Source organism: Brevundimonas sp. FV1ps31S (genome assembly GCF_058681265.1).
Genome location: NZ_CM178735.1, coordinates 2,870,504 through 2,894,640 on the forward strand (window position 1 = coordinate 2,870,504; position 24,137 = coordinate 2,894,640).

The following is a 24,137-nucleotide window of genomic DNA, read 5'->3' on the forward strand; positions in this document are numbered from 1 at the left end:
TGGACCGCTTGCGGTAAGAGCCGCGGAGATAAGGACCGGGAGGACCGATGAAGCCCGAAGGCGTGAGGCGAATGTTCTCGACATGCGGTGTTGTCTCTTCATTAGAAAGCTGCGCGAAGTTGGAGCGTGATCGTGCGCGGCGCTTCGGCCACCGCGCTGGAACCGCCGATGAAGGCCGTCGGGAATGAGAAGGCGGCCGAAATTTCGTCCGTGAGATTCTTGCCGATCAGGCGAAGCTCCCAGCGCCGGTCCTCGGTCGCCACCCCCGCTGCCAGGTTCAGGGTGGTGAAGTCCTCGCCCAGAATGCCGGCTGTCGGATCCTGCTGGTAGACCACGCGCGAGCGCCAGTTGACCGATCCGTCGACCATGGCCTCAAGGCCGCCCCCGATGCTCCGGCGATAATCGAACCCGACGGCCCCGGCCCAATCCGGCGCATTGGGGATATGATATCCGGTGTTGCGGTCCCGGGCCTTGGCGTAGGTATTGTTCAGGGACAGGGTAAGACCGTCCGCCGGACGCCACCAGGCGTCGAACTCCACGCCTCGGCTTTCGAGGTCGGTGTTGGTGACGACAAACTGGGTCCCGTTGAAGGTGACGACCTGGAAGCCATCGATCTCCGTGTCAAACACGGCCCCGTTGAGCTGCCAATTCGCGCCACGCGCCTTGACGCCAGCTTCGGCCGTACGCGCCGTCTCGCTGTCGTACTCGGAGTTGGTGAAGATAGTGTTGGAGGGCGAATATCCCCCCGCCTTGGTGCCCTGCCCGTAGGAGCCGTAGACCATGATATCGTCGGCAAGATCGTATTGCAGCCCCGCCGAGTAGTCGGTGTTCCGCTCGATTCGGCTGTCATGGAACGGCGCCTGAGGCGGGAACAGGCCCACGCTGAAGAAGCCTGGCCTCAGGGTCTGCCTTGCGAAGTCCACGCCCTTGTCTTCGTAAGAATAACGCAGGCCGCCGATCAGGCGGAGCTTGTCCAGCAAGGCGTAAGACCCCTGACCGAAGACCGAATAGGAGTCCGTCGTCTGATCGTAGTCGGTGTCGAATGCGCCCGCGATGATGGGCGTCGTCGGGGAGAAACGTGGGAAATTGGCGTCGTTGATCACATGGCCGTAGAGCTTGTTGTGGAGGTAAAGCCCTCCCACAACGTATTCGAACCGCTCGCCCCTTGGAGACACCAGCCTGAGCTCCTGGGAAAACTGTTCGCTGTGCTCTTCCTCGTCGCTGAACACATAGGCGCCGGCCAGACCATCGGCGTCCTTCAGCAGGGTGGACTTGTAGCGTGACCAGCCGGAGACGGCGGTCACTTGGTACTCGCCGAGCATCAGGTTGCCCGTCAGCTGGACACGATCGTTGTCCAGGTCTTCGCCGCCCGCAGTCTCCGGCCCGAACAGGCCGGCCGCGTTGCGACGATCCAGCACCCCGTCGAGGGTGCCGGGAAAGCCGGCCCTGGCCTGGAGAGCCTCGGCCAGTGGCGAGGCGCCGACGATCTCGACGGGCGATCCGGTCAGGGTCGTCTGCGAGCGCTGGACCATGAGGATTAAATCGAGAAAAGGCGTCGGCGTAAAGGTAAGGGTGCCCCGCACCGACATGTCCTCCAGGGCCGTTGCGTCCTCGCCGCTGATCACGTTTTTGGTGGCGCCGCCCTGATCCGAATACTGCGCCGCGAGCCGCAGCTTCAGCATCTCCGATATCGGCAGGTCGACAGCCGCCGAGACCAGAGATGAGCCGACCTCGAACTCGCGCGAGACCAGAAGGTCGGCCGAGAAATCGTCTCCCGGCTTGCGGGTCACGACATTGATCGCTCCGACGCTGGTGTTCTTGCCGAGCAGAGCAGATTGCAAGCCCTTGATCACCTCGAGTTGCTGCACATCGAAGAGGGCCGAGGTGAACTCGCGGCCACGGGGCGCATAGACTCCATTCACGAACAGGCTGACCGAACTGTCGAACGTGGACTGGCCTGGCGAGGAACCCAGGCCTCGGATCGTCACCCCGGTTCGCGAATTTCCGGTCGCCCCCCGAACCAGTTGAACCCCGGGCGCGATCTGTTCCAATTCCAGCAGTGAGCCGACCCCGGCGTCGGCGATGGCCTCACCGCTCACCACATTGATGGCGATCGGCAGATCCTGAGCCGCACCTCCGGTCTTGACCGCCGTCACCACGACCTCGTCCACCGTTGTCGCCTCCGGAACCACGGCGGGTCGAGATTGGGCATGCGCCGCTCCGGCCACAGAGCCGGAAGCCAGGATCGCCATAACCGATACGGCCGCCATCAACGTCGTCTTCATCGCCATTCTCCCTGTGATCGGCCAGCCTTGATGGCCGTGCTCGCTTCCTTCCCTAGCCTTCGATGCCTCGGTTCGACCGCCGAAATCCTCGATGACTGTTTGGTCATTACCGACTTATGGCTGAAAGCGCAATACCAGGCGGGGAAAGGGCAAAATGTCCATCTTGTTGTTTTTTAACTGCATGTTATGTGGTTTCCGGCTGTCCATACCGCGATATGTCGACCTTGGCGTGAACTTGACATTTAGACCAAAAAAGCCGATTCACCGTCAAAGACGAGAGAGGCGCCATGGGGTTGGCGGTCGCAGTCGGCCGGAATGAGACACGCGGACACCGACGCCGCTCTCAGGGGGACAAAACCATGCGCACAGCGGCCAAGCCGAGAGGAGAAGCGACCTATGCGGCCCTCGTCGCAGCAGGTCGCCAGCTGTTCTCCCAGTCTCCGGCGGACGCGGTTTCAATCGATGACATCGTCGAGCAAGCAGGAGTCGCGAAAGGAAGCTTTTACAATCACTTCGACGACAAGGCTGAGCTTCACGCCGTCGTCAGGGCCGCCATCAAGGTGGAAATCGAGGCGAGAGTCCGTCTACTCAACGCGGACGTCGCGGACCCAGCCGCGCGGGTCGCCCGGGCGCTTTGCGTTTATTTTCGCTCGGTGGTCGACGCCCCCGAGAGCGTGGCGGTCATGGTGCAGTCCGATCCCGGCGGCGGAAACAGTTTCCCGGCCGAACTCCACCGCGGAGCCCTCCATGACGTTCTGGCCGGCATCGAGCAGGAGCGTTTCCTGGTCTCCTCGGCGGATATCAGCGCGGTTTTCATAATCGGCAGCGGCTTCTCCGGCATGGTCGCCATGTTGAATGACCGCACGGTCAGCTCGGTCACCGCCGCCAGCCGACAGCTCATCGAGCTCGTCCTGCGGGGCCTTGGCCTGACCGACCAGGACGCGGTCTCTGTCGCCGCTCTGGCCGCCGAGGATATTGTCAGGAAGGGCGGCGCGTGACCCGACTGTCGCGAAGAACGGTGATCGGCGCCGCCGGAGCTACAGGCCTGATCCATCCTTCTCTCGCGCGGGCTCAGGTCGCAGATCCCGCCGCAACGAAGGTCAGGACTCTCGACGTCCACATGCATTTCCTGCCCCCGCTCTACGCCGAGGTCTTGGCAAGCGCCGGGTTCACCTCCCTTGATGGAGGCGTCCCCATACCGCAGTGGTCGGAACAAGCGGCTTTAGACATAATGGACGAAGTCGGCATCACCGCCAGCCTGCTCTCTGTGTCTTCGCCCTTCCTGAATTTCCTGTCCAGCGTCGACGAGGCGAGGCTGGCGCGGCAGGTCAATATCGCCGCCAGCGAGATCTGTGCTCGACATCCGGCCCGGTTCGGCGCGCTGGCCCTGCTCCCGCTTTCCGACATACCGGCGGCCCTCGCCGAGCTCTCCCACGCGCTTGACGAATTGGGTTTGGACGGCGTGGTTCTGCCGACCAATGTCGCCGGCGCCTATCTGGGCGACGAATGCTTCCTGCCGCTCTGGGAGCGGCTGGACGCCCGCGGCGCGAGCGTCCTGATTCATCCGACGTCGCCCTGCTGTTTCGAGGGTTTCAACCTCGCCGTGCCAGCACCGATGCTGGAGTTCCCGTTTGAAACGACGCGAACCGTAACCGACCTGATCCTCGCCGGCCGGGTCGAGGCGTTTCCGGGGATCAACTTCATCGTCCCCCATGGCGGCGGCGCGCTGCCCTATCTGTCGACCCGCATCGCGGGTTTCGCGAATCTGCCGTACATGGGCGCCCGGCAGAAAGATTTCGGGTCCACCTTGGCGGCTCTCGCTCGCCTTCACTACGATCTCGCCCTCGCCTCGCAACCCGAACAGGTCAACGCGCTGAAGGCGATCGCTCCAGTCTCCAATATCCTGTACGGCTCCGACTATCCCTTCACCCCCGCCCCCATCGTCGCCCTCCTCGATCAGGCGGTTGCAGGGGCTCCGTTTTCCCCGGAGGAGCTCCACGCCGTGCGCCATGACAATGCGGCAAGGCTTTTCCCGGCCTTGGCGAGGCGGTGCTGCGGATAGCCGGCCTACCCGCCCGCTGAGCGAGCCCCTCAGTCCGGAGCGGTCGATGCCGGACCGCGGACGATTGCTTCGGCTGCCCGAGTGGCGATCTGCTCCGCCTGTGTTCGCTCGATACCGAGCGAGGCCAAAGCGAGCGACAGGACTTCCTGCGAGATTCGGACGGCCTGGCCTTCGGAAGTCGCCTGAAGAGACCGCATCATCAGCGCCCCGGCCACGCCCAGCAAAACGATCGTGGCGCTCTCGACGCTGGAGATCGCCAGCCGTCCGCTCGCTAGTCCGGCCGAGATATCCGCTTCCAGCCCAGGGTTGCTGAGCGGGGCGGGAGCCCCCCGCAATGGGTAGCTCACGATGAAACGCGCCCGATTGGGATGGTCGCGCGCGACGCGGGCGTAGACGGCGATCCCTTGAGCGACGCGCCGCGCCGGATCCTCGACTCCGTCATTGACGCGCTGTACGGCGACCCTCAGCGTCTCGGCGGTCGTCCGCCAGAGTTGTTCGGCCAGATCGTCGCGATCCCGAAAATGATTATAGAAGGTCTGTTTGGAGACCCCGGCGTGGGCGGCGATTTCGTCGACCCCGACGCCCTGCGGTCCCAGCATGCCGAAGAGTTCCAGACCCGCATCGACCAGGCGGTTGCGCGTGCGGAGCCAGCGTCGATCGGGCTTGGCGGGGGCGATGGGCGTCTGCGGGAGAACGATGGCGCGGCTCATTCAGCTCGGTGGTGATTCGGCGGACCTAGATTAAAGGCGCGGCGACGGGCTGTCGCGCCATTGAACTTCTGTCAGCGATCGCCCGTGGCGTGGTCGGGCAGTTCGTGGCCGGAATAGCCGTGCGAGAACACTTCCGGATCGATCGGCAGCATCGTCGCATCCCATTCACGATGCTCAGCGACCATGCGTGCGAATGCGTCGGGAAGCCTCACCTTGAGGTTGGCGCGCTCCTTTGGGTCGTCGACCACATTGAAAAGGTAGGTTTCGTTTCGAATCTTCAGATACTTGAGATCCCCGTCCCGAAACGCCTCCTGATCGTTGTGCTTGAAGCGGAAATGCAGCTTACGTGGCTTAGGCGCGCCGCCGGCGAGCGCGGGCGAAAGATCAACGCCATCGGACGGATAGTCGGGGTGAGGCGCCGTTCCCGCCGCAGCCAACAGGGTGGGGACCATGTCCATTGTTATCGCGGCCTGCTCGATCACCGAGCCCGGGCGAACGACGCCCGGCCACCGGACGATCAGCGGCACTCGAAGGCCACCTTCCAGCAGTTCCGTCTTCATGCCCGAGAATGGCCAGGTGTCGGAAAACCTTTCTCCCCCGTTGTCGGACGTGAAGACGATGATCGTGTTGTCCGTGATCCCGAGGATATCGAGGCGTTCGAGCAGCGCACCGATCTGGGCGTCCATCGCGCGCACGATCTCCCCGTAAGTCTTCAGCGATCCGCCGTCGAAATGCTGGATCGCGAACGGCCCGGCTTGGGCCAGACGGTCGGCCTCGGCCCGATCTCCAGGCCCTTCCCACGGCCAGTGCGGCGCGTTGAAATGCAGGCTGAGGAAGAAGGGCCTTCCGTCGCCGTTCATCTGCGTCACCATATCGACGGCCTTGGCTCCCAAAAGGTCGGTCAGGTATCCGGCCTCCTCGACGGGGACGTCGCCGTCCCAGAGGTCCGCCCCCATGACCGGCGCGGTATGCAGGAAGTAGTCCACCGCCCCTCCCCGCATGCCCCAAAAATGATCGTAGCCGCTTTTGAGCGGGCCGTAGTCCGGAAGGTCTCCCAGGTGCCATTTGCCGACAAGCGCGGTCTGGTAGCCGGCATCTCTCAGGAGGCTGGGCAAGGTCGGATGGGAGGGCGGCAAGCCGACATGACGAAAGCCGACGGGCTCCTCCAGGCCGACGGGCAGGCGGTATTGGTAGCGGCCGGTGATGAGGGCGGTTCGGGTCGCTGAGCAGACGGCGGAGTTGGCGTAACCCTGCACGAAGCGGGCTCCGCCAGCCGCCAAGCCGTCCAAAGCTTCCGTCCGATATTCGCGCCGCCCGTAGCAGGACAGATCCGCATATCCGAGATCGTCGGCCACGATGTAGATGATGTTAGGGCGCGTCGCTGTCTCGGAGCCCCCTGCGGCCTGGGACGATCTGAAGGGCGCGCATGAGGCTAGGGCTGTCGATGACAGCAGAAGCAGCAGCGATCGCCGTTTGAGGATGGTCTGGTCGCCCATCGTTTCGTTCCCGTTCCACAGTCCGTCAGGCGGCGCGGACGGCCCCGCCTCCGCCTTTGTCTGCCCACTGGTTTTTTTGACCATTCAGTCATTTCGATTCGAGTGTCAAGGCGAGCGATCGCACTCATCTCGCGCGGAGAACACAGATGATAACGCGACCTGAGCCAGTCCGTAGGGCAGTAGAGGCGCTTAAAGCCCGGATCGAGAGCCGGATGGCTTCGACGTTGCGTTTTCAACGATATTAGACTATCGGTCCAGATAGCAACTGCCGCACGACGCCGGACCGAACGAGACGCGTTGGTGGTTTCTCGACGACAACCTTCTTACCGGACGGTGACCTGTTCTGGTGAGAGACAAGACCTTCCAGGGAAAAACACTCAATGATCGACCTCAAGACGACCTTGGCCACCGCCCTCATCGGCTTACCGCTGATCGGCGGCGGCGCGCTTGCACAACAGTCGCCGACGACTGGCGTCACATCGGCTCAAACGCCTACAGAAACGGCTTTCACCACCGCGCGGACGCCCATCGGCTTGCTCTTGGACAATCCAGCGGCCAAGGCGATCCTTGAAAAGCATCTTCCGGAAGTTCTGACCAACCCACGCCTCGAAATGGCGCGTGGCCTGCCTCTGAAGGGCATCCAGCGCTTTGCGCCCGAATATATCACCGATGCGAAACTCGCGGCGATCGACGCCGACCTCGCAACCTTGTCGCCGTCCTCGCCATCAGAGGCAGCGAGACGGTGATAGCCCCCGAACGCGCTGGCGAGATCATCGTCAAGGCGGCAGTGCGTCGGCGGCCGCGGGTGCTGGTTGGCAACGACGCGAAGCTCGCATCGGTGATCGAGCGGCTGTTTCCGGTGTCCTACCGGACCCTCTTGGGGCGGGGCATGACCGGAACCGTGACGAAAAGCCCTCGCTGAACTTCGTCCCGGCCCTTTCGGGGCCTATCCAATACTCATCAAATTTCAAGGACGTCCATGTCGCTTCCTCCGCTTTCCCGCTGGGCCGGTGTTATGGCGCTTGGCGCCAGTTTCGTCGTGGCGCCCGCACAGGCGGGCTCGTTTTACCTGCAGGAACAATCGGTTCGCGGTGCCGGCCGGGCCTACTCGGGGGAGGCCGCCGACAAGGGCGCCGCGTCCCTGTGGTGGAACCCCGCCGCGATCGCCGGCGGCGGCCGCGAGGTCTATGTCGGCGCTCACGGCATGATGGTCGATTCCGAGGTGCGGGACACGGGCTCCACCCTCACCTACGCCCTGCCCGCACCGTCGCCGCCCTTCCCGCCAGGCTATGAATTGTCGAGCACGGCGCCCGTGGGCGGCAAAGCCAAGGTCAATGACGTGATCGACAGCGGGGTGGTCCCCAACTTCGCGTTCGCCCTGCCGGTCGGTCCTCGGTTCACGGTCGGGCTCGCTGTGACGGCGCCCTACAACTCGACGACCGAGTATGAACTGCGCAGCCGAGACCAGACCGGCGACTTCGCCCGCTACGACGCGGGCCTGTCGAAGGTGCTGAGCGCGAATGTCGGCCTGGTGCTGGCCGCGCGGGTCAACGCCTGGCTGAATCTCGGCGTGGGCCTCGACGGACAATACATGGAACAAACCCTGAGTTCGGCCCTTCCCAACCTCCCGACCCTTACTGGCCTGGCCCCTCCCACCTTCCAGCCCGCCGCCAAAGACGGCTTCTCGAGCGATTTTGGCAAGGGCTGGGCCCTTGGGTGGAATGTCGGCGCCCAGGTCCACAGCGGGGCTTGGGATCTTGGTCTCTCGTATCGATCGCGTATCGACCAGGATCTGACCGGCGACTCCCTGGTCGAGGGGCTCGAAGGCGCCTTGGCCCTCGGCAATGGCGAGGGCCCGTCCACGATCTCCCTCAGCACGCCTTGGTTCGCGACATTCGCCGCGCGGTACGCGCTGACGCCGAAGCTCACCTTGAACGCGCAGGTCAGTCGCGTGGGATGGAGCGTGTTTGACGCGATGACTGTTTCCCATGAGGACAGCCAGGAGATCGTGGTGGAAAACTATAAGGATGTGACGACGGTCGCGCTGGGTCTGGACTATCGCCTTGATGACACCGTAACGCTGCGCGCTGGCGTCGGCTACGACCCCAGCCCAACACAGGCCGAGCGCACGGCACGAAGCCCCGACGGCGACCGACTGCTGGTTTCGGCAGGACTTTCCAAGACCCTCCGCACGGACGTCGTGCTCGACGCCGCCCTGACCTATGTCGATGTCCAGAGCACGACCCTGCAAAACCGGGTCGATTACTATGGCGGCTTGGCGACGTCCGATTTGAAGGCCGAGCAGAACGGCTCCGAACTCATCGGCGCGCTGGGACTGAGGTGGCGGTTCTAGAACGGCGTCCAGCCCCCTGGGCGCCCGCTCGTCGAGCGCATCCAGGAGGGCCAAGCGCGCGGCGAGATCGACCCAGCAATCACCGCGGACGAAGCGGCTAGCTTTGTCCAGATGGCGATGAGCGGGCTTCAGGTCGCCGCCCGCGCCGGTGGCTCTCCAGCCGACCTAGCGACCCTCGCCAACTTCACTTTGGTCGCCAACGGGTCCACTAACAGGAACTTGGCTTTTCCGAGCTAGGGCCAATCGACATTCAGGATTCTCAGGAGCTGAGATGTCTGATTCACAGGGCTCCGTTCGATGGACGGAGCCCTAGGTCCTAGTGACGATTTAGGATTCCTCGACTGACACGGTTCTGATTCAACGCTTCTCTTTGGAGGCGTCGATGGAAGGCGAAGTTCTTCGGGACGATCAGTGGGCGCGGATCGAGCCGTTCGTGCCGGGCGGTCGCAAGGGCAAGCGAGGGCCGCGCAGCAATGGCCGACTGTTCGTGGACGCGCTGTTGTGGATGGCGCGGTCCGGTGGGCGCTGGCGCGATCTGCCGGAGCGGTTCGGTCCCTATCAGACGGCCAAGCGGCGGTATTATCGCTGGATCGAGATGGGTGTGCTGAACCGTCTGTTCGAGGCGGTGGCGGCGGAGCCTGATCTTGAGTGGGTGATGCTGGACGCTACCGTCATCCGGGCCCATGCCCAGGCCGCCGGCGCGCGGCGTAAAAGGGGGGACCGGACGCCCAGGCGCTTGGCCGGTCTCGCGGCGGCTTCGGAACCAAGATCCACGTCTGCGTAGATGCGCTCGGCCTGCCCGTCAGCATCCTGCTGGGCCCAGGCCAGCAGAACGACATGGCTCCGGCCGTGGACCTCATCGACGGTATCGCCGCCGACTACGTTCTCGCCGACAAGGCCTACGACGCGGACCGGCTGTATCGGAAGATCATCGACCAGTCCGGCGATCCCGTCGTGCCACCCCGCCGCCACCGCAAGAGACAGCACGCCTACGACAAGACCCTCTACAAGGAGCGCAACCGCCTCGAACGCTTCTTCAGTCGCATCAAACACTTCCGGCGCATCGCCACTCGATACGACAAGCTCGCGGCAACCTTCATGGGCTTCGTCACCCTCGCCGCCATCATGCTCTGGCTCAAATAGCTAAATGGTCACCGCTACCTAGTTTTTGGCCTGTCGTAGATGTCGTAGCCTGACCTTGGCGGACATTAGCCGAAAGCGGTGTCGCTCCTCAATTTACGCCCAGGAACCCTGCAGGCAGGGCGTTGTTGATGCCATCGACGTTGAAGAAGTCGGCGAACCGCCATCCCGACGCGTCGGGCGACTCTTTGAGACGCGTCACAAGCTCGGCGGTAATGTCCCTTTCGGCGTAGATGCTGTACGTGAACGAGTCATAGTATGGGGCGGGGCCGCCGACCGCGAACCAGTTTTCGGGCTCGACATAGAGCCGCAGCGAGCCCTTCTGCCAAAGAAACATAGCTAAAGCCCGCGGCGCGTCGCCTTCGTCTTCAGGAACGAATGCGTCTATCTCAGATACGTATTCGGCCAGCGAGATCACTTCAGAACGACCACGGACATCGCGGCGTACTGTAATTTCACCGCCTCCTGCGAAGTCACGCACAAAGGCAACGATGGCCCGCCAAAGCGCCGCGTCGTGAAACATTTCGTCCAAGCCGCTGACGAAGCTGTGCTGTATCACCGCCGTGCGGAAAGTCAGTGCCGCGTCTGCGGCTGCTTTCGGAAGGCGACGGCGGGGCCCCGGGAGGCCAGCAAGCCAGCGCCAGAAGTTGGGACGCCCTAGGCGCCACTCCATCCCCTTGAGGACCGTGATGTCGGTTTTCCGTTCGACGTTCATTGGGTGCTCATTGAGCCATTTGTCCGCCAGTAGGCCTTATCCGCTCGATCCAGAGGCGTTTTCACACAGCCTCAGTCAGGATCGGACGTTCGACGGAGCGCACATTACGAGGGCGCCAATTCCCCTCCCCGCCTTCCAGCAATGTCGCAGATGCGCCATCAGCGGTCATTTACTGAGGGCCGGAAACGCAACATTCAGCCGTGCCGCCTGGGCCTGGACCATGTCCATTGTTATCGCGGCCTGCTCGATCACCGAGCCCGGGCGAACGACGCCCGGCCACCGGACGATCAGCGGCACTCGAAGGCCACCTTCCAGCAGTTCCGTCTTCATGGCCGAGAATGGCCAGGTGTCGGAAAACCTTTCTCCCCCGTTGTCGGACGTGAAGACGATGATCGTGTTGTCCGTGATCCCGAGGATATCGAGGCGTTCGAGCAGCGCACCGATCTGGGCGTCCATCGCGCGCACGATCTCCCCGTAAGTCTTCAGCGATCCGCCGTCGAAATGCTGGATCGCGAACGGCCCGGCTTGGGCCAGACGGTCGGCCTCGGCCCGATCTCCAGGCCCTTCCCACGGCCAGTGCGGCGCGTTGAAATGCAGGCTGAGGAAGAAGGGCCTTCCGTCGCCGTTCATCTGCGTCACCATATCGACGGCCTTACCGCTGATCGGCGGCGGCGCGCTTGCACAACAGTCGCCAACGACTGGCGTCACATCGGCTCAAACGCCTACAGAAACGGCTTTCACCACCGCGCGGACGCCCATCGGCTTGCTCCTGGACAATCCAGCGGCCAAGGCGATCCTTGAAAAGCATCTTCCGGAAGTTCTGACCAACCCACGCCTCGAAATGGCGCGTGGCCTGCCTCTGAAGGGCATCCAGCGCTTTGCGCCCGAATATATCACCGATGCGAAACTCGCGGCGATCGACGCCGACCTCGCAACCTTGTCGCCGTCCTCGCCATCAGAGGCAGCGAGACGGTGATAGCGGAGAGCGAAGCTCCCTCTTCGAAGCACTGGCGAGGCGTCGGAAACAATTCGACGCCTCGTCCAGATTCGACATCAGCGACACCAACGTCGAACAGCGCGCCGGCTGAAAATGCGCTCGGCTGCGCCAACGCGACAGCGTCCCCTCCTATCCTATGCAAGTCCCGCCTCTCATCCACAGCGGCTTGGTTTTGGCCCTCACGCGGGCTGGCGAAAGGATGGTCAAAAGCGGACGCTAAGCGTCCTCGACCGTCCTGAGTAGGATGCTATTTTGAAATCGTCCCCGCTGACTGCCGAACCGGCGGGAGCGTTTCGGAAGTCAGCGCAATTGGGCCTGCTGCTTGGACCTGCGCGCAAACTCTCGCTCCAAGAAGCTGACGGCATTGTCCAACGCCTCGTCGGCCTCGGCCATGTGCCCGGCGAAGCTATGCCAGACGTGAAACATTTCCGGCCAAACCTCCAGCGTGGTACGAACGCGCTGGTCAGCCAGCCGCTCGGCCAACGCGATGCCGCCGCTCAACATGACCTCATTCTCGCCCATCTGGATCAGGACGGGCGGCAGCCCGCGCAGGTCGGCGTGAACGGGCGAAGCGTCAGGGTGGGTGGGAAGTTCACCTGCTAGGAAGATGCCTGCCAGTCGGTCGAGAAATACGACGCTGCATAGCGGATCAAGGCCATCGCGAGTGCGAGCAGATGGTCCAGCGTGAGCTAGATCGGCCCAAGGCGAAATGGCGACTCCTGCGACAGGCAATGGCACGCCCGCGTCACGCGCCTTGCGCATGATCGTCATGACCAGCGCTCCACCCGCGGAATCGCCGGAAACGGCGATGCGCGATGCGTCATGGCCCATGGCGAACAGCGCACAGTACGCACGAAAAGTATCCATGATCGGCGTGGGAAAGGGGTATTCGGGAGCTTGCCTGTAATCCGGAATGTAGACCCGCGCCCGAAGCTTCAAAGCGTAATGGCCGGCCATGCCACGATAGGCACGCGGCGCCCCATGCACATAACCGCCGCCATGCATGTAAAACAGCACGCGGTCGTCTTCGACTTTGTCCGGGGTGACAAGCAACGCGGGCACCCCATCCATTTCAACGTTCTCAAAGGATACCCCCTCAGGCGCTGGGAGCAATGCTGCGAGCTGATCGACATAGCCATCGCGTGCGGCCTGCCAATCAGCGGTTCCGTCGCCTTGCACGGCCTCAACGACGCCAACGGCAGCGTTTCTCCATGCGGCGAGAAGACTGAGCGTTTCAGAGGGCAATGGCATCACGTTTCCTATTTTCAATGGCTACAATACATCCGTATAGAAGCTGTATTGGTGAATGGGTTTCGCCAAACTAGTTCGCTTGAGTTGACGATGGAGGCAGCTTTGAAGGAACTGGCAGACACTGGCACCCTGCAGGCGTTTATCGCCGTGGCGAACGCCCTGTCATTCAGTGACGGGGCAAAGCGAGCCGGGTTGACCCGCTCGGCCGCAAGCAAGGCAATTGCACGTTTGGAAGACCTGCTAGGCTCACGCCTGCTGCACAGGACTACCCGTCGTGTCAGTCTGACTGCCGATGGTCAGGCCTTCTACGAGAGTGCAACGCGGGTGCTGGCCGATCTTGCGGATGCTCAAACGGCGGTCAGCCACAGTGGGCGATTACGCGGCGTGCTAAGGGTAACGGCGCCGGAGGCATTTGGTCGGCAGGTTATCCTACCCCTTCTGAGCAAATACCTCACGCAGTGGCCGGAACTTTCAGCAGAAGCGAGCTTCACCGATCGCACGATCGACATCGTCGACGAGGGATTTGATTGCGCATTCCGCTTCGGAGAGTTGCCAGTTCAGTCTGAACTCATCGCAAGAGTCGTTGCAAGGTCTGTTGGGCAGCTTTGCGCCTCGCCCATTTACCTGACGCAACAGCCCACCTGCGTCACGATCGAGGATCTGACACAGCATCGGCAACTTCTGTCCGGTACGAGGGACCGTCCGCGCGGCTGGGCGTTACGGACCGGGACTGAACCGCCACGCTCCATTGCGCCGCGGCCAACGCTACTGTGCGACAATGCGGGAGCGTTGCGTGATGCGGCGCTTGCAGGGCTTGGGGTAGCTTGCTTACCGACCTTCCTGATCCGCGACGACGTCGCAGCGGGACGACTGCAAATGTTGTTGCCCGAATATACCACGCCAGAGTTTCCGATCGCAGTTCTCTATCCAAGTCGTCGCCAGCTTCCCAAAAGGGCCAGGCTCTTTATCGACACCGTCGTGCAATATCTTTCGTCCAGCAAAGCTGCCTTGACATGATCGGTACCGACAGCATGAGAGCAATTACACTGCGCAGCTCAGCTCATCGAGAAGGGACGCTAGAGCTTGTTTTTTGGCTGTAGCGACCTGGATCAATCGATCGATCTCCGCTTCCTTCTGACGGAGGAGGACAACGATCGCCGATGGCGGCGGCATTCCAAACTGGGGGCGGGGCATCCCTGCCTGGATTTCCGCCAAAGTGAAGCCGAGCCGCTGTGCCTGACTGACGAACTGGAGGATGGCTACAGCATCCGCGTCATAGCTCCGATAGCCATTGGCGGCGCGCGGCGCCTGCGGAAGCAATCCGCGGGCCTCGTAGAAGCGTATCCGGGAAACGGAAATCCCGGTTCGTCTTGCCAGCTCACCAATCCGCATAACGTGTTGACCCTCAATCTAGGTTGAGAGTTCATACTCGCGCTCAACAGGAATATCAGCCCGAAAGGCGAAGAGTTGAGCTCAAAGACAATCATCATTACCGGGGGTACGTCCGGCATCGGACTTGCCGCTGCGAGGGCTTTGGCCGATCGCGGGCACCGGCTGATCCTCATCGGGCGCGATGCGGACCGTGGTCGCAAGGCTGTCGCCAGCCTTGCCGCAACACCGGCCGGGACACACCGGCTGATTTCAGCGGACCTGTCGCTGATGTCTCAAGTACGGAGCGTCGTTATGGATCTTGAGGCAACCGAACAGGCAATCGACGTGCTGGCCAACAATGCCGGCACTTGGTTTCAACGTCGTGCCCTGACCTCGGAAGGCATCGAGCGCACCGTGGCGATCAACCACCTCGCCTCTGTCGCGCTGACGCTCGGTCTGAAGCGACTGTTGCTGGCTTCGCCGGCGGCTCGCGTCGTTAACACGGGGTCGTTCGTCTACCGGCAAGCTCGATACGATCCGGATAATCTGCAAGCGGAGAAGCGTTTCTCGACCAACGGCACCTATGCAGCCACGAAGCTCTACAACCTCATGGTCACCCGGGCCCTCGCCCGCCGTTGGTCTGGTATCGGTATCACCCTCAACTGTTTCAGCCCCGGCTTCGTCGCTACGGGCTTCGGTCGGGGAGAAGGCGGCGTGTTGGAACCCGTTTATCGCTTCACCCGACTTTTCGCGATTTCCCCGGATGAGGGCGCCAAGACGCTCGTCCATCTCGCCGATTCCGCCGAAGCGGCAGGCATCAGCGGAGCCTATCTGGAGAAATGCCGGTTGCGCGATGTCAGCGGCCCGGCCGCAAATGTAGAACAGTGCGAGGCGCTGCTGGACTGGAGCGTCCACTTGACCGGTTTCGAAGTGTGAAGTTTTGTTCCGTTTAGGCATTTTCACAAAGCCTCGGTCGAATTGCGACCTTATCGCCAAGCCAAGAAGCAGACATTCGGTACGATCACTGAATGTCTGCTTCTTGGATGGGTGGTAATGACCACTTCTGGCGCGTTTCCGACCTACGCGGCCCATCCGACGGAAGCTGAATAGTTCTCAGGATCATACGCCAAGTCCCGACCACGCCCTCGGAGCTGCCGAGTTTGACTCATCCGAGGCGTTCGGAACGTCCGCTATCGGCGAGCCGGTGTGTTCGAGCGTGAGCCCTCCGCAAAGCAGCCCTCCTGAACCGCCGTTTTGGGTGGTTAGCGGGCCTTAGTCTGCCGCCACCAGTTCTCGTTCCAGGGTGTCGATCAGGTCGCCCGCGGGCAAGCTGCGCGCCAGCGGCGCTCCTTGCCCCGCCCACTGGGCGCCGAAGTCGCCGTTACCTGTCGCCTTGGCCGCTGCGTTCAGCGCCTTTCCGGCATCGTAGGCCACAGGATAGTCGGGTGCGCTGACGCTGACGGTCATCCCCCAGCGTGTGAAGCCGTTGCGGAGACAGCGGGCGGGTCTGCCGGATATCGCCTTGGTCATAATCGTGTGGTGCGCGGACTCGCTTCGGAGCGCCGCTCGATAGGCTTCATCCGCCGCGCTCTCCGGACAACCAATGAAGGCGGTGCCAAGCTGCGCAGCTACGGCGCCGAGGTCTAAGACGGCGCGAACGCCTCGCCCATCCATGACGCCGCCGGCAGCGATGACGGGCAGCCCACAGTTTTGGACAAGCATGCGGGTCAACGGCAGCGTTCCGAGCTGCGCATCCTCTCCGTCGGGATCAAAGACGCCTCGGTGCCCGCCCGCTTCATAGCCTTGTGCGACGACCGCATCCATGCCGCCGCGTTTCGCAGCAAGCGCTTCGTCTAGGCTGGTGGCGGTGCTCATCAGCAGGCATCCGGCCTGCTTAAGGGCTCTGACCTTATGCTCGTCAGGCAGGCCGAAGTGAAAGCTGACGACCGGCGGTGCCCTGTCGATCATCAGCCGCAGCATGTCATCGTCCTCGGCGAAGCTGCGATAGATGGTCGTAAGGGAGGGCGGCAGCTCAGCCGAGAACGTCTCGAACAGAGGCTTCAACGCGTTAAGCCACGTCGCCTCGCGATCCAGATCGCGCCGAGGGGGGGCGTGCACGAAGACGTTGACGTTGAACGTTGCAGTCGTGAGCCGGCGGACCTCATCGATCATAGCCGCAGCCCCGGCGGAGTTCGTCGCCCCCACACCGATCGACCCAAGCGCGCCCGCGTTGGAAACTGTCGCCGCCAGCACTGGGGTGGATACGCCCGCCATGGGAGCTTGAATGATGGGCAGCCGGACCGAGAGTTCCGTAAGCAAGGTCATGGCCGGAGATAGCCCTGCCCCCTCAATGTCGGCAATGGGTCGGACCACGAAATTGGCATCAGGCCCAGAACCGGGCATCTGCCCCAAGCCCCGAAAGCAAACTTTCCGAACCGCGTTAGGGGTGACGTGCCCCCCTGAAACTCCTCCAGGAATAGCTAGAGTCCGCCCCTCGAGAGGACGGACAGAATGAAGCGATCACGGTTCACGGAAGAACAGATCATCGGGATCCTGCGCGAGCAGGAGGCCGGTGTTCCGGTGGCGGACCTGTGCAGGAAGCACGGGTTGAGCTCGCCGACCTTCTACAAGTGGAAGGCCAAGTATGGCGGCATGGACGTGTCGGAGGCCCGGCGTCTGAAGGCGCTGGAAGAGGAGAACGCCAAGCTGAAGCGTATGCTGGCGGACTCGATGCTGGACAACGTCGCGCTGAAGGATCTGCTGGGAAAAAAGTGGTGACGCCCGCTGCGCATCGGGAGGCGGCGGCGCACTTGCAGTCGGCCTACGCGATGAGCGAACGGCGGGCCTGCCGGGTGCTGGGCGTTGATCGGACGAGCGTGCGCTATCAGGCGACGCGACCGGACGACGGCGCCCTGCGGGACCGGCTGAAGGCCCTCGCGTAGGAGCGGCGGCGGTTCGGCTATCGCCGCCTACATGTGATGCTTCGGCGCGAAGGGCATGCGGTCAACAAGAAGCGGGTCCAGCGGATCTACCGCGAGGAGAAGCTGACGGTGCGCCGGCGCGGTGCTGGAGGCCTGGCGAAGCGATTACAACGAACGGCGTCCGCACTCGAAGCTCGGGTGGCTGACGCCACAGGCTTTTGCAGAAGCGCTCAGCGGACAGATCGGCCGGTCCGCTGCGCTGGTTGGAGGCTGCGCTGACCGGCCTCTTGCCAACCCCACAAACCCCAGTTCAGATCACCCCAGGACTCTCGTTTTGGCTGGATGAGAAACGGGGGTCACGTCAGACGCCATCGAGTCTGAAGCTTAGGAATTCGCGCTCCAAGGGCGCCCAGCATATTTTCAACAACGCAAAAGTGCGTTGCCTGAACGGCGAGGCGCGGGTTTTCCGCGAAGCCACCCAATCCCGTTAGAGGATCGGGCAGATCGCATTGGCCGATTCTCCGAACATCCCGGTACAGTGGCTGATCGTCGCGCAAATGGCGGATTTCATTTGCGGCCTTGAAATCTCCAGCCGTCCGCCTGCCGCGAGGCGGGAATGGGAGAGAAGGCGGTCCCGCGTCTCACAACCGTTCCACGTCACCTTTGTCTCCGCACCGGCGTGTATGTGGTCGATGAATATTGTCCGGCCGCCTTTAGGCCGGATTTCGACGTGGTTGAACGATGGCCGTGTCAGGACGTAGTCGGGTCTTCCCGGAACGAGAGGATAGAGGCCCAGCGACGCCCATACGTACCAGGCCGCCATGCCGCCTGCGTCGTCATCCATCCCGTCCGCATAGCCGATGGGGGCCAGAGCGAAGGCGAGGCCCCGCCATGGGGACGGCCGTTTTCCGGCGTTGGTGTACCAGTGGTCCATCGGACGGTTCAGGATGGCGTCGACCAGGGCGTCGGTCCGTTCGGGCGCTCCGGTGCGGGCGAACAGGAAGGGCGTGTGGATGTCCGGTTGGTTGGTCATGTTGAACAGGCCGGCGTCGAAAAACCGCCCGAGCTCTGCGTTGAATCGGTCTCGTCCCAGCGCCTGATCGACCAGCCAGTCGAGATCGAAGACTGGCGCCCAGCGATACTGCCAGAGAGTGCCCTGATAGAGACCGCGCGCCTTAACGACGTCGAAGTCGACGGACACATCCCGAAAGGTGTCCTGCCACATGGGGCGGTAGGATAGGGCGTTGGCGCTAAGGCTCTCCGCTAGGGGCGTCTGGCCCAGATCCGCAGCCAGCTCGGCAGCGGCCCAGGCATCATAGGCGGTTTCGATCTGCTGATCAGGCGTGCCTCGGGGCAGTTCGGCGAGCTCCGCGACCATCAACGGCAGGATCGCCTCGGCGTCGAAACCGCCGATGCCCTTGCGGCGGAAATCCAGAAGCGCAACGCCCGCATGTTCCGTGCGGACCGTGATGAAGGGCTCGTGGGGCGTCGCCCACTGGGCCTTGCCGGCCAGATAGAGTTCGGCCAGGGAGGCGGCGATATCGGCTGACCTGTCGGGATCTAGTAGAGCGAGGAGCGGTAACTGGGTCCGGTAGTTGTCCCACACGGCCCAGCCGGCGTATCGATGTCGGCCTTGCGGAGCCTGATGAAGCGAGCCGTCGGAGCGGCGATAGCGGCCGTCCATATCGTCGATCCGGACCGGCGTCTGCATTACCCGGAACAGATGAGTGTAGAGCAGCATAGCCCGCTCACTGTCGTCAGAAACGCGGACTCGGTTGAGTTCCTGGGCCCAGGCGTCCTGCGACACCTGCTTCACCCCATCGTAGTCGAGGTCGCCGACGGACTGGGTCAGAACCCTTCGCGCCGATAGGGTATCGACGACGGACAGGCCGGTCCGCACCGTGATGCGATCACCTGCGGCGACGGGGATATCGAAGGCCAGCCGGTCTCCGTCAAGCTCTGATGCGGCCACAGTTGTCGGCCGGTCGTTCAGCGTCACCGTGCTGGCGAAAGCCAGATGGTAGACGCCCCGATCGCAGACCGTGCCCGCCGACATCGTACCACGAAGGTCGTCTGCGTCCCGCGACATCCACTCCGCCGCGTGGCGTCGAGTATAGCCGTGGCGTGGATCCAGCACGACATGCACCATTCCGGCGCGAGGCACGGAGAACGTCGCCAGGCCCGCCGCACCGATCGCCGCGAGTTCGGCCTGGATGCCGTCGCCGTAGCGGACGCTGTACCAACCAGGCCCGGCCCGTTCCGACGACTTGTCCATCGTCCAGACAGGTGTATCTCCCGCGTACCCCACGGAAACTAGGAGATCCCCGCCGCCTCCGCCGCAACCGACGCCGACGGCCCGCGTGTGCGAGAACCCGACCAGCTGGTCGGCGGCGAAGTCGTAGCCTGCATGCTGGGCCGGTCGTGTGTCCGGCGACAGCTGGACCATGCCGTATGGGCCAGTCGCGGCGGGCGTCAGCTGACCGTGATCGCCCGAGGTCCCGACAAAGGGATCGACCAGATCGACGGGCTCCGGTCGCTCCTGAGCCAGGGCGACCGAAGGCATGATCGCGAGGGTGAGCCACAGGGCCTGAAACGGCCGGATCCGATGGCTCATCACGGGCGCGGCTGCAACAGGTCGAGCGGCACGGCGCGTCCCATGGCTTCATAGCCCGCATTGCCCGGGTGGATGCGGTCGCCCGAGTCGAAAGGGATTCTGAGGCCTGGGGGCGTCTCGGTATCGCGCATCGCGAGGTCGAAATCGATGACCGCGTCGAACTCGCCGCTGGACCGAATCCAGCGGTTCACGGCCTGGCGGGTGTCGTCCATAGGACGGTCGATGAGCCGCGAGCCAAATCCCGGCGTTATTGTTCCGCCAATGACGGTCAGGCCGCGCGCATGGCCGGCGTCGATCAAGCGTCTGTAACCGGCGATGATGTCCTCTGGCCCAACCGACGGCTCTCCAGTCTGATAGGCGCGCCAGATATCGTTGATGCCTTCCAGGACGATCATGTGCGTGGCGCCGGGGACGGGAACGACGTCGCGATCAAACCGGTCCACGGCCGCCGTGCCTCGGCCGTCACGCAACAGGCGATTGCCACTGATCCCGAGGTTGACGACGCCGCAATGCCGATGCGGTGATGCAGCGATAAGACGTGAGGCGAGAATGCCGGGCCAGCCGCGCCAGTCTGGTCGGTCGCCTCTGGAGCCCTCAGTGATGGAGTCTCCGATCGTGACCACGGTGCAATCGGCCGACGGATTACGCACCGAAACCATGGTTACGAAGGGGCGAATGTTTCGAGCCTCGAACGCCGTCTCGGCCGGCGCGTCGCCCGCAGCAAAGGCCAGTGGAAAACCCGCATTGCCGGCGACCGTTGTGCTGGGCCGGTCGGCGACGACGCTGACGACCATATCCTGTCCCGATATGGCCGCGAAGGCGGCCGGATCGGTGTCCAGGCTCCCGCCGCCGGTCAGCGTCAAGGCTTCCGCGCCGGCGAACCGCAGTGGTATCGTGTCGACCGTGTTAAGAGCGAACCCGCTCGCTGCAACGGCGGGAGCCACCCGCACCGAGACGATCGATAGCGGAGCGGCGCCCTCCGGGTTAAGGAACCGGAGCCGAATCGCGTCCCCCGACTGGCTGAGCCGGATACGGAACCGGTATTCACCGGGTGGAAGCTCGCCCTTCACCGTCGCCGTGGCGGGCGAGGTGGCGTAGCCCCAGGCCCCGCCCCATCGTTCCTGAGCCTGGACAGTTCCAGACGCGGCGCCGACCAAGGCCAGGGCGGCGACCATCGTCGCCAGACGGCGTGTCATGCGTTGCATCGTCAACCTCAGTATTTGAAGCGCAGGGCGGCGGAGAAGACACGCCCTTCGAAATACACCCGATCGGTTACCGCCCGAGTGCCCCAGTAGGCACGCTGCGGTTCTGCCAGAAGGTTGGCGCCCTCCAGTGTGACCGCCACGTTCCGCGTCACGCGGTAGGTCACCTGAGCGTCCAGACGGGTGATCGGATACCATTTCAGGTCGTTGGCGGGATTGGCCAGGTTGTAGATGAACGTGAAGTCGTCGCGGTATCCATAGGCGACACGAGCCCGCAGCTTGCCGTCGTCATAGAAACCACCGACGTTAAAACTGTTCTCCGAGATCGAGGGCAGGGGGCCTGTGAAGGCTGCATTGGCCGGGGTCGCCGGCAGCACCTGTTCGGAATCGATATAGGTGTAGCTGGCGAAGGCGCCGAAGTTGCGCCAAATCCCCGGCGCGAAGTCGAAGAAGGTGCTGGCGTTCAGTTCGACGCCCCTGATGGTCCCTTCGCCTGCGTTGACGGGGCGGGTTACGTTGACAGTCCCGCCCGCACCCTCGATCTGTTCCGGAACCACGGTGTTGACGATGTAGCCGTCGATGTCGCGCTGGAATAGGGCGAAGCTTGCGGAGCCGCCGCGACCGAAATACCACTCCAGTGACGCGTCCCAGTTTCGCGATTTGACCGGCTGCAGATCCGGATTTCCCGCCGTCGCTGTGCCGGCATAGGCGCCCGTGGCGGTAGTCACCTCGACTAGGTTCATGCCAGGATTCAACTGGGCGAAGTCCGGGCGATTGAAGGTCTCGGTCCAAGCTAGGCGAAGTTGCAGGCCCGGCGTCAGACGCGCGACGGCCGTGACCGCCGGATTGATCTCCGTATAAGATTGCCGGGAATGCAGGGGCTCGTAGGTGACCACGGTCCCGGCGGGCGTTCGGCTGGTGCGGGCCCGGTTGCCGTCGATCTCCAATTCGGTCTTGACCACCCGCGCGCCCACGATGCCGCCGACCTCCACACCACCCAAGGCGAAGCCGTACTTGAACTGGCCGTAGCCGGCGAAAGTGGTCTCATCTCCGGTGAAGGTGCGGACCGGATCGAACGCCGGGCGTTCGGAGGCGAACAGCGGCTGCCCCAGACTGGCCACATAGGCGTTGAGTGCTGCACGATTGGTCCTGTCTCCTAGAAGGGCGCCGTCGTAGCCGACCCAGCGGCTCGGGATATCGACATCGTCGCCCCCGAAGCCGGCGTTGATGATCGATGGGCTATCGCCCCCCGGGAAGGCCGACATCGGCAAGTTGCGGGCGTTCAGGTCCGCCAGACGGGTGCCGTACTGGAACTCCGCGCTGCGATTGGTGTAGCGAAAACCGGTCTTAAACGACCGGATTAGACCATCAGCGAAAGCATGGTCCAGATCGGTGCGCCATTGCAGGCCTTCACCGTCCTGACGGCTGACCGTGTCAGAATAGGCGCGTACGTGGAAGGCGTTAATATCGGTGATGTCTGCGGTGGCATAGCCATAGGACAGTCCGCCCCAGCGGCTGTCAGTCTGGAACTGTGCATTGATCACCGGGGCGCGGTTGAAGGCGAGCAGGAAGAGTTGAGAGTCCGTCTCGATCGTGGAGGTGGTGTAGAGGAGGTTCGTCGTCAGGCTTGTGGCGCCAGTCGTGTAGTCGGCCGCGAACTCGACCTGGGTGGTGTCCAAAAGCTCGTCTGTAGCGGATGACCGGGGCCCCGAGTTCGGCGTGGCGGTGAAGGTCGCGCTGCGGATGATGTTCGTGCCCGGGACCAGGACGACATTGCTCAAGGCGGTGTTGGCCGCGATGGCGGTGGTAAAGTCGTTGTCGAAATAGTTGTTCTGGTCGTGGATGTTGGTGGCGCGCAGCTTCAGGCCGAGATTGTAGGTCGGCCGCCACTGCACCTCTCCGGTCACGACTGGTCTCTCGTAGCGACCTTCGGGATGTTTGACGATCAGGCGGGATGGAAACAGCAGGCCGGTCCCCTGGCCCGTCGGCGTCACGACCTGGGTCGCGCTCGTCGCCAGCGGGGCGCCGCCTTCGCGGAACGATTCCAAATAGTCGCGCCGCAGATAGGAGATATTGCCCAGGACGCCGACCTCGCCCATGCCGGTGGTCCAGCGACGATTGATCAGGATATCGGCATTGCCGAATGTCTTTTCGGCCTGATCATCATAGCTGGTCCGCAGAGTGCCGGCGAAGGTGTTCGGCATGCTCAGCGGTTCGCGCAACTGAACATTGACCGCACCGCCGATCCCGCCTTCCACCAGATCGGGGGTCAAGGCCTTATAGACCTCCAGCGAGCGGATGAGGTTGGCAGGATAGCTGTTCAGAAGGGTGCGGCGGGCGGCGCCCGTATAGGCCTCTTGTCCGTTCAGGGTGGTGAGGACGCCGGGGATGCCCCGTACGGTGATCGCCTGGCCCTCGCCCCGATTGCGAAAAACCTGGACGCCGGGCAGACGCGCCAGGGCTTCCGTCGCGCTGTTGTCGGGCAACTGGTTGACTTCTTCGGCGGCGACAACGTCAACGATGGCGTCGGACCTGCGTTTGATCTCGCGCGCTGTTTCAAGGCTGGCGCGCAGGCCGGTCACGATGACCTCGTCGACCTCGGTGGTCGCCGCCAGGTCCTGGCGCGAGGCCCCCCGATCCAGGGTGATAACGGCCCCGTTCCAGCTCGCGATCCTCAGGCCTGTGCCACGCAGCATCCGCTCCAGCGCTTCGCGCGCCTGCATTTCGCCGCTGACGGCCTGTGTGCGCACACCCTCGGTCAGGGCGGCGGAGACGAGGATCCGCAGGTTGGCCTGTGTAGCGAACGCCGTCAGGCCGGTCGCGGCCGGCTGAGCTGCGATATCGAAACGCGCGGCCTGCGCCGATGCGGTCGATGGCGCCAGAATTGCGATGATGGCGGCCGGCGCGGCGCACGCCAACAGGTGGTTGCGGATGTACATGGTCAAGCCCCCAGAGGTGATGACTTAACGATGTCGAAAAGAGGAGAAACCCTCACGCTTTCAATAGAAAGTTTTTGTGAC

General features: G+C 63.3%; 21 protein-coding genes and 1 pseudogene. 11 read left to right on the plus strand and 11 right to left on the minus strand.

Annotation, left to right across the window (positions count from 1 at the left end; all coding sequences use genetic code 11):
* Nucleotides 1–101 precede the first annotated feature (101 nt).
* Complete coding sequence (locus tag ACVPT3_RS13695; protein ID WP_492041421.1) at nucleotides 102–2,285, minus strand: TonB-dependent receptor; 2,184 nt, start codon at nucleotides 2,283–2,285, stop codon at nucleotides 102–104.
* Between the two features lie 359 nt (nucleotides 2,286–2,644).
* On the opposite strand from ACVPT3_RS13695, the gene ACVPT3_RS13700 reads away from it, so the two are divergent.
* Together ACVPT3_RS13700 and ACVPT3_RS13705 are read left to right on the plus strand one after the other, a co-directional pair.
* Complete coding sequence (locus tag ACVPT3_RS13700; protein ID WP_492041422.1) at nucleotides 2,645–3,283, plus strand: TetR/AcrR family transcriptional regulator; 639 nt, start codon at nucleotides 2,645–2,647, stop codon at nucleotides 3,281–3,283.
* 122 nt (nucleotides 3,284–3,405) lie between these two features.
* The gene (locus ACVPT3_RS13705) at nucleotides 3,406–4,347 is read left to right on the plus strand and encodes an amidohydrolase family protein (protein ID WP_492041423.1); all 942 of its coding nucleotides are present in this window, start codon (nucleotides 3,406–3,408) and stop codon (nucleotides 4,345–4,347) included.
* 29 nt (nucleotides 4,348–4,376) lie between these two features.
* Here ACVPT3_RS13705 and ACVPT3_RS13710 read toward each other — a convergent pair whose 3' ends face one another.
* Together ACVPT3_RS13710 and ACVPT3_RS13715 are read right to left on the minus strand one after the other, a co-directional pair.
* The gene (locus ACVPT3_RS13710; RefSeq protein WP_492041424.1) at nucleotides 4,377–5,057 is read right to left on the minus strand and encodes a TetR/AcrR family transcriptional regulator; all 681 of its coding nucleotides are present in this window, start codon (nucleotides 5,055–5,057) and stop codon (nucleotides 4,377–4,379) included.
* Between the two features lie 71 nt (nucleotides 5,058–5,128).
* A complete protein-coding gene (locus ACVPT3_RS13715) occupies nucleotides 5,129–6,637 on the minus strand; it encodes a sulfatase family protein (RefSeq protein WP_492041425.1) in 1,509 nt (502 codons plus the stop codon).
* Nucleotides 6,638–6,933: 296 nt separating this feature from the next.
* Here ACVPT3_RS13715 and ACVPT3_RS13720 point away from each other — a divergent pair, with 296 nt between their 5' ends.
* From ACVPT3_RS13720 to ACVPT3_RS13735, 4 genes are all read left to right on the plus strand, one after another.
* Nucleotides 6,934–7,299, plus strand: a complete 366-nt coding sequence (locus tag ACVPT3_RS13720) for a hypothetical protein (RefSeq protein WP_492041426.1) — start codon at nucleotides 6,934–6,936, stop codon at nucleotides 7,297–7,299.
* Complete coding sequence (locus ACVPT3_RS13725; RefSeq protein WP_492041427.1) at nucleotides 7,296–7,475, plus strand: hypothetical protein; 180 nt, start codon at nucleotides 7,296–7,298, stop codon at nucleotides 7,473–7,475. The genes ACVPT3_RS13720 and ACVPT3_RS13725 overlap by 4 nt, the downstream gene beginning before the upstream one ends.
* 57 nt (nucleotides 7,476–7,532) lie before the next feature.
* Nucleotides 7,533–8,906 (plus strand): outer membrane protein transport protein, encoded by a 1,374-nt coding sequence (locus tag ACVPT3_RS13730; protein WP_492041428.1) that lies wholly within the window; start codon nucleotides 7,533–7,535, stop codon nucleotides 8,904–8,906.
* Nucleotides 8,907–9,288: 382 nt separating this feature from the next.
* Nucleotides 9,289–10,049, plus strand: a protein-coding gene (locus tag ACVPT3_RS13735) for an IS5 family transposase (protein WP_492041429.1) whose coding sequence is annotated in 2 segments (ribosomal slippage) — nucleotides 9,289–9,616 and nucleotides 9,616–10,049 — 762 coding nt in all. Because the reading frame shifts where the segments join, the coding sequence is not laid out codon by codon here.
* Nucleotides 10,050–10,137: 88 nt separating this feature from the next.
* Here the strand turns inward: ACVPT3_RS13735 and ACVPT3_RS13740 are convergent.
* Together ACVPT3_RS13740 and ACVPT3_RS13745 are read right to left on the minus strand one after the other, a co-directional pair.
* Nucleotides 10,138–10,761: a hypothetical protein gene (locus ACVPT3_RS13740; protein WP_492041430.1), complete on the minus strand. Its 624-nt coding sequence runs from the start codon at nucleotides 10,759–10,761 to the stop codon at nucleotides 10,138–10,140.
* 165 nt (nucleotides 10,762–10,926) lie between these two features.
* Nucleotides 10,927–11,403 (minus strand): sulfatase family protein, encoded by a 477-nt coding sequence (locus ACVPT3_RS13745; RefSeq protein WP_492041431.1) that lies wholly within the window; start codon nucleotides 11,401–11,403, stop codon nucleotides 10,927–10,929.
* A gap of 121 nt (nucleotides 11,404–11,524) precedes the next feature.
* On the opposite strand from ACVPT3_RS13745, the gene ACVPT3_RS13750 reads away from it, so the two are divergent.
* Complete coding sequence (locus tag ACVPT3_RS13750; protein ID WP_492041432.1) at nucleotides 11,525–11,737, plus strand: hypothetical protein; 213 nt, start codon at nucleotides 11,525–11,527, stop codon at nucleotides 11,735–11,737.
* A gap of 321 nt (nucleotides 11,738–12,058) precedes the next feature.
* On the opposite strand, the gene ACVPT3_RS13755 is transcribed toward ACVPT3_RS13750, so the two are convergent.
* Complete coding sequence (locus ACVPT3_RS13755) at nucleotides 12,059–12,775, minus strand: alpha/beta hydrolase (RefSeq protein ID WP_492041433.1); 717 nt, start codon at nucleotides 12,773–12,775, stop codon at nucleotides 12,059–12,061.
* On the opposite strand from ACVPT3_RS13755, the gene ACVPT3_RS13760 reads away from it, so the two are divergent.
* Nucleotides 12,740–14,026, plus strand: coding sequence for a LysR family transcriptional regulator (locus ACVPT3_RS13760; protein WP_492041434.1), 1,287 nt, complete (start codon nucleotides 12,740–12,742; stop codon nucleotides 14,024–14,026). The genes ACVPT3_RS13755 and ACVPT3_RS13760 overlap by 36 nt on opposite strands.
* A gap of 24 nt (nucleotides 14,027–14,050) precedes the next feature.
* On the opposite strand, the gene ACVPT3_RS13765 is transcribed toward ACVPT3_RS13760, so the two are convergent.
* Nucleotides 14,051–14,401: a MerR family transcriptional regulator gene (locus ACVPT3_RS13765; protein WP_492041435.1), complete on the minus strand. Its 351-nt coding sequence runs from the start codon at nucleotides 14,399–14,401 to the stop codon at nucleotides 14,051–14,053.
* A 75-nt stretch (nucleotides 14,402–14,476) separates the two neighbouring features.
* Between ACVPT3_RS13765 and ACVPT3_RS13770 the strand changes: the two genes are divergently transcribed.
* The gene (locus tag ACVPT3_RS13770) at nucleotides 14,477–15,316 is read left to right on the plus strand and encodes an SDR family NAD(P)-dependent oxidoreductase (RefSeq protein ID WP_492041436.1); all 840 of its coding nucleotides are present in this window, start codon (nucleotides 14,477–14,479) and stop codon (nucleotides 15,314–15,316) included.
* Nucleotides 15,317–15,652: 336 nt separating this feature from the next.
* Here the strand turns inward: ACVPT3_RS13770 and ACVPT3_RS13775 are convergent, their stop codons facing one another.
* A complete protein-coding gene (locus ACVPT3_RS13775; protein WP_492041437.1) occupies nucleotides 15,653–16,705 on the minus strand; it encodes an NAD(P)H-dependent flavin oxidoreductase in 1,053 nt (350 codons plus the stop codon).
* Nucleotides 16,706–16,891: 186 nt separating this feature from the next.
* Between ACVPT3_RS13775 and ACVPT3_RS13780 the strand changes: the two are divergent.
* Together ACVPT3_RS13780 and ACVPT3_RS13785 are read left to right on the plus strand one after the other, a co-directional pair.
* Nucleotides 16,892–17,445, plus strand: a pseudogene (locus ACVPT3_RS13780) (transposase); the annotation flags it as partial.
* Nucleotides 17,444–17,647, plus strand: coding sequence for an integrase core domain-containing protein (locus ACVPT3_RS13785; protein WP_492041438.1), 204 nt, complete (start codon nucleotides 17,444–17,446; stop codon nucleotides 17,645–17,647). The pseudogene ACVPT3_RS13780 and the gene ACVPT3_RS13785, both read left to right, overlap by 2 nt.
* Nucleotides 17,648–17,788: 141 nt before the next feature.
* Here the strand turns inward: ACVPT3_RS13785 and ACVPT3_RS13790 are convergent, their stop codons facing one another.
* Genes ACVPT3_RS13790 through ACVPT3_RS13800 form a run of 3 tightly spaced genes read right to left on the minus strand, consistent with a single transcriptional unit; the run spans nucleotide 17,789 to nucleotide 24,056 of the window.
* Nucleotides 17,789–19,915 (minus strand): glycoside hydrolase domain-containing protein, encoded by a 2,127-nt coding sequence (locus tag ACVPT3_RS13790; RefSeq protein ID WP_492041439.1) that lies wholly within the window; start codon nucleotides 19,913–19,915, stop codon nucleotides 17,789–17,791.
* Nucleotides 19,915–21,090 (minus strand): SGNH/GDSL hydrolase family protein, encoded by a 1,176-nt coding sequence (locus tag ACVPT3_RS13795; RefSeq protein WP_492041440.1) that lies wholly within the window; start codon nucleotides 21,088–21,090, stop codon nucleotides 19,915–19,917. Before ACVPT3_RS13795 ends, ACVPT3_RS13790 begins: the two co-directional genes overlap by 1 nt.
* A 38-nt stretch (nucleotides 21,091–21,128) precedes the next feature.
* Nucleotides 21,129–24,056, minus strand: a complete 2,928-nt coding sequence (locus ACVPT3_RS13800; RefSeq protein ID WP_492041441.1) for a TonB-dependent receptor — start codon at nucleotides 24,054–24,056, stop codon at nucleotides 21,129–21,131.
* Between the last annotated feature and the right edge of the window lie 81 nt (nucleotides 24,057–24,137).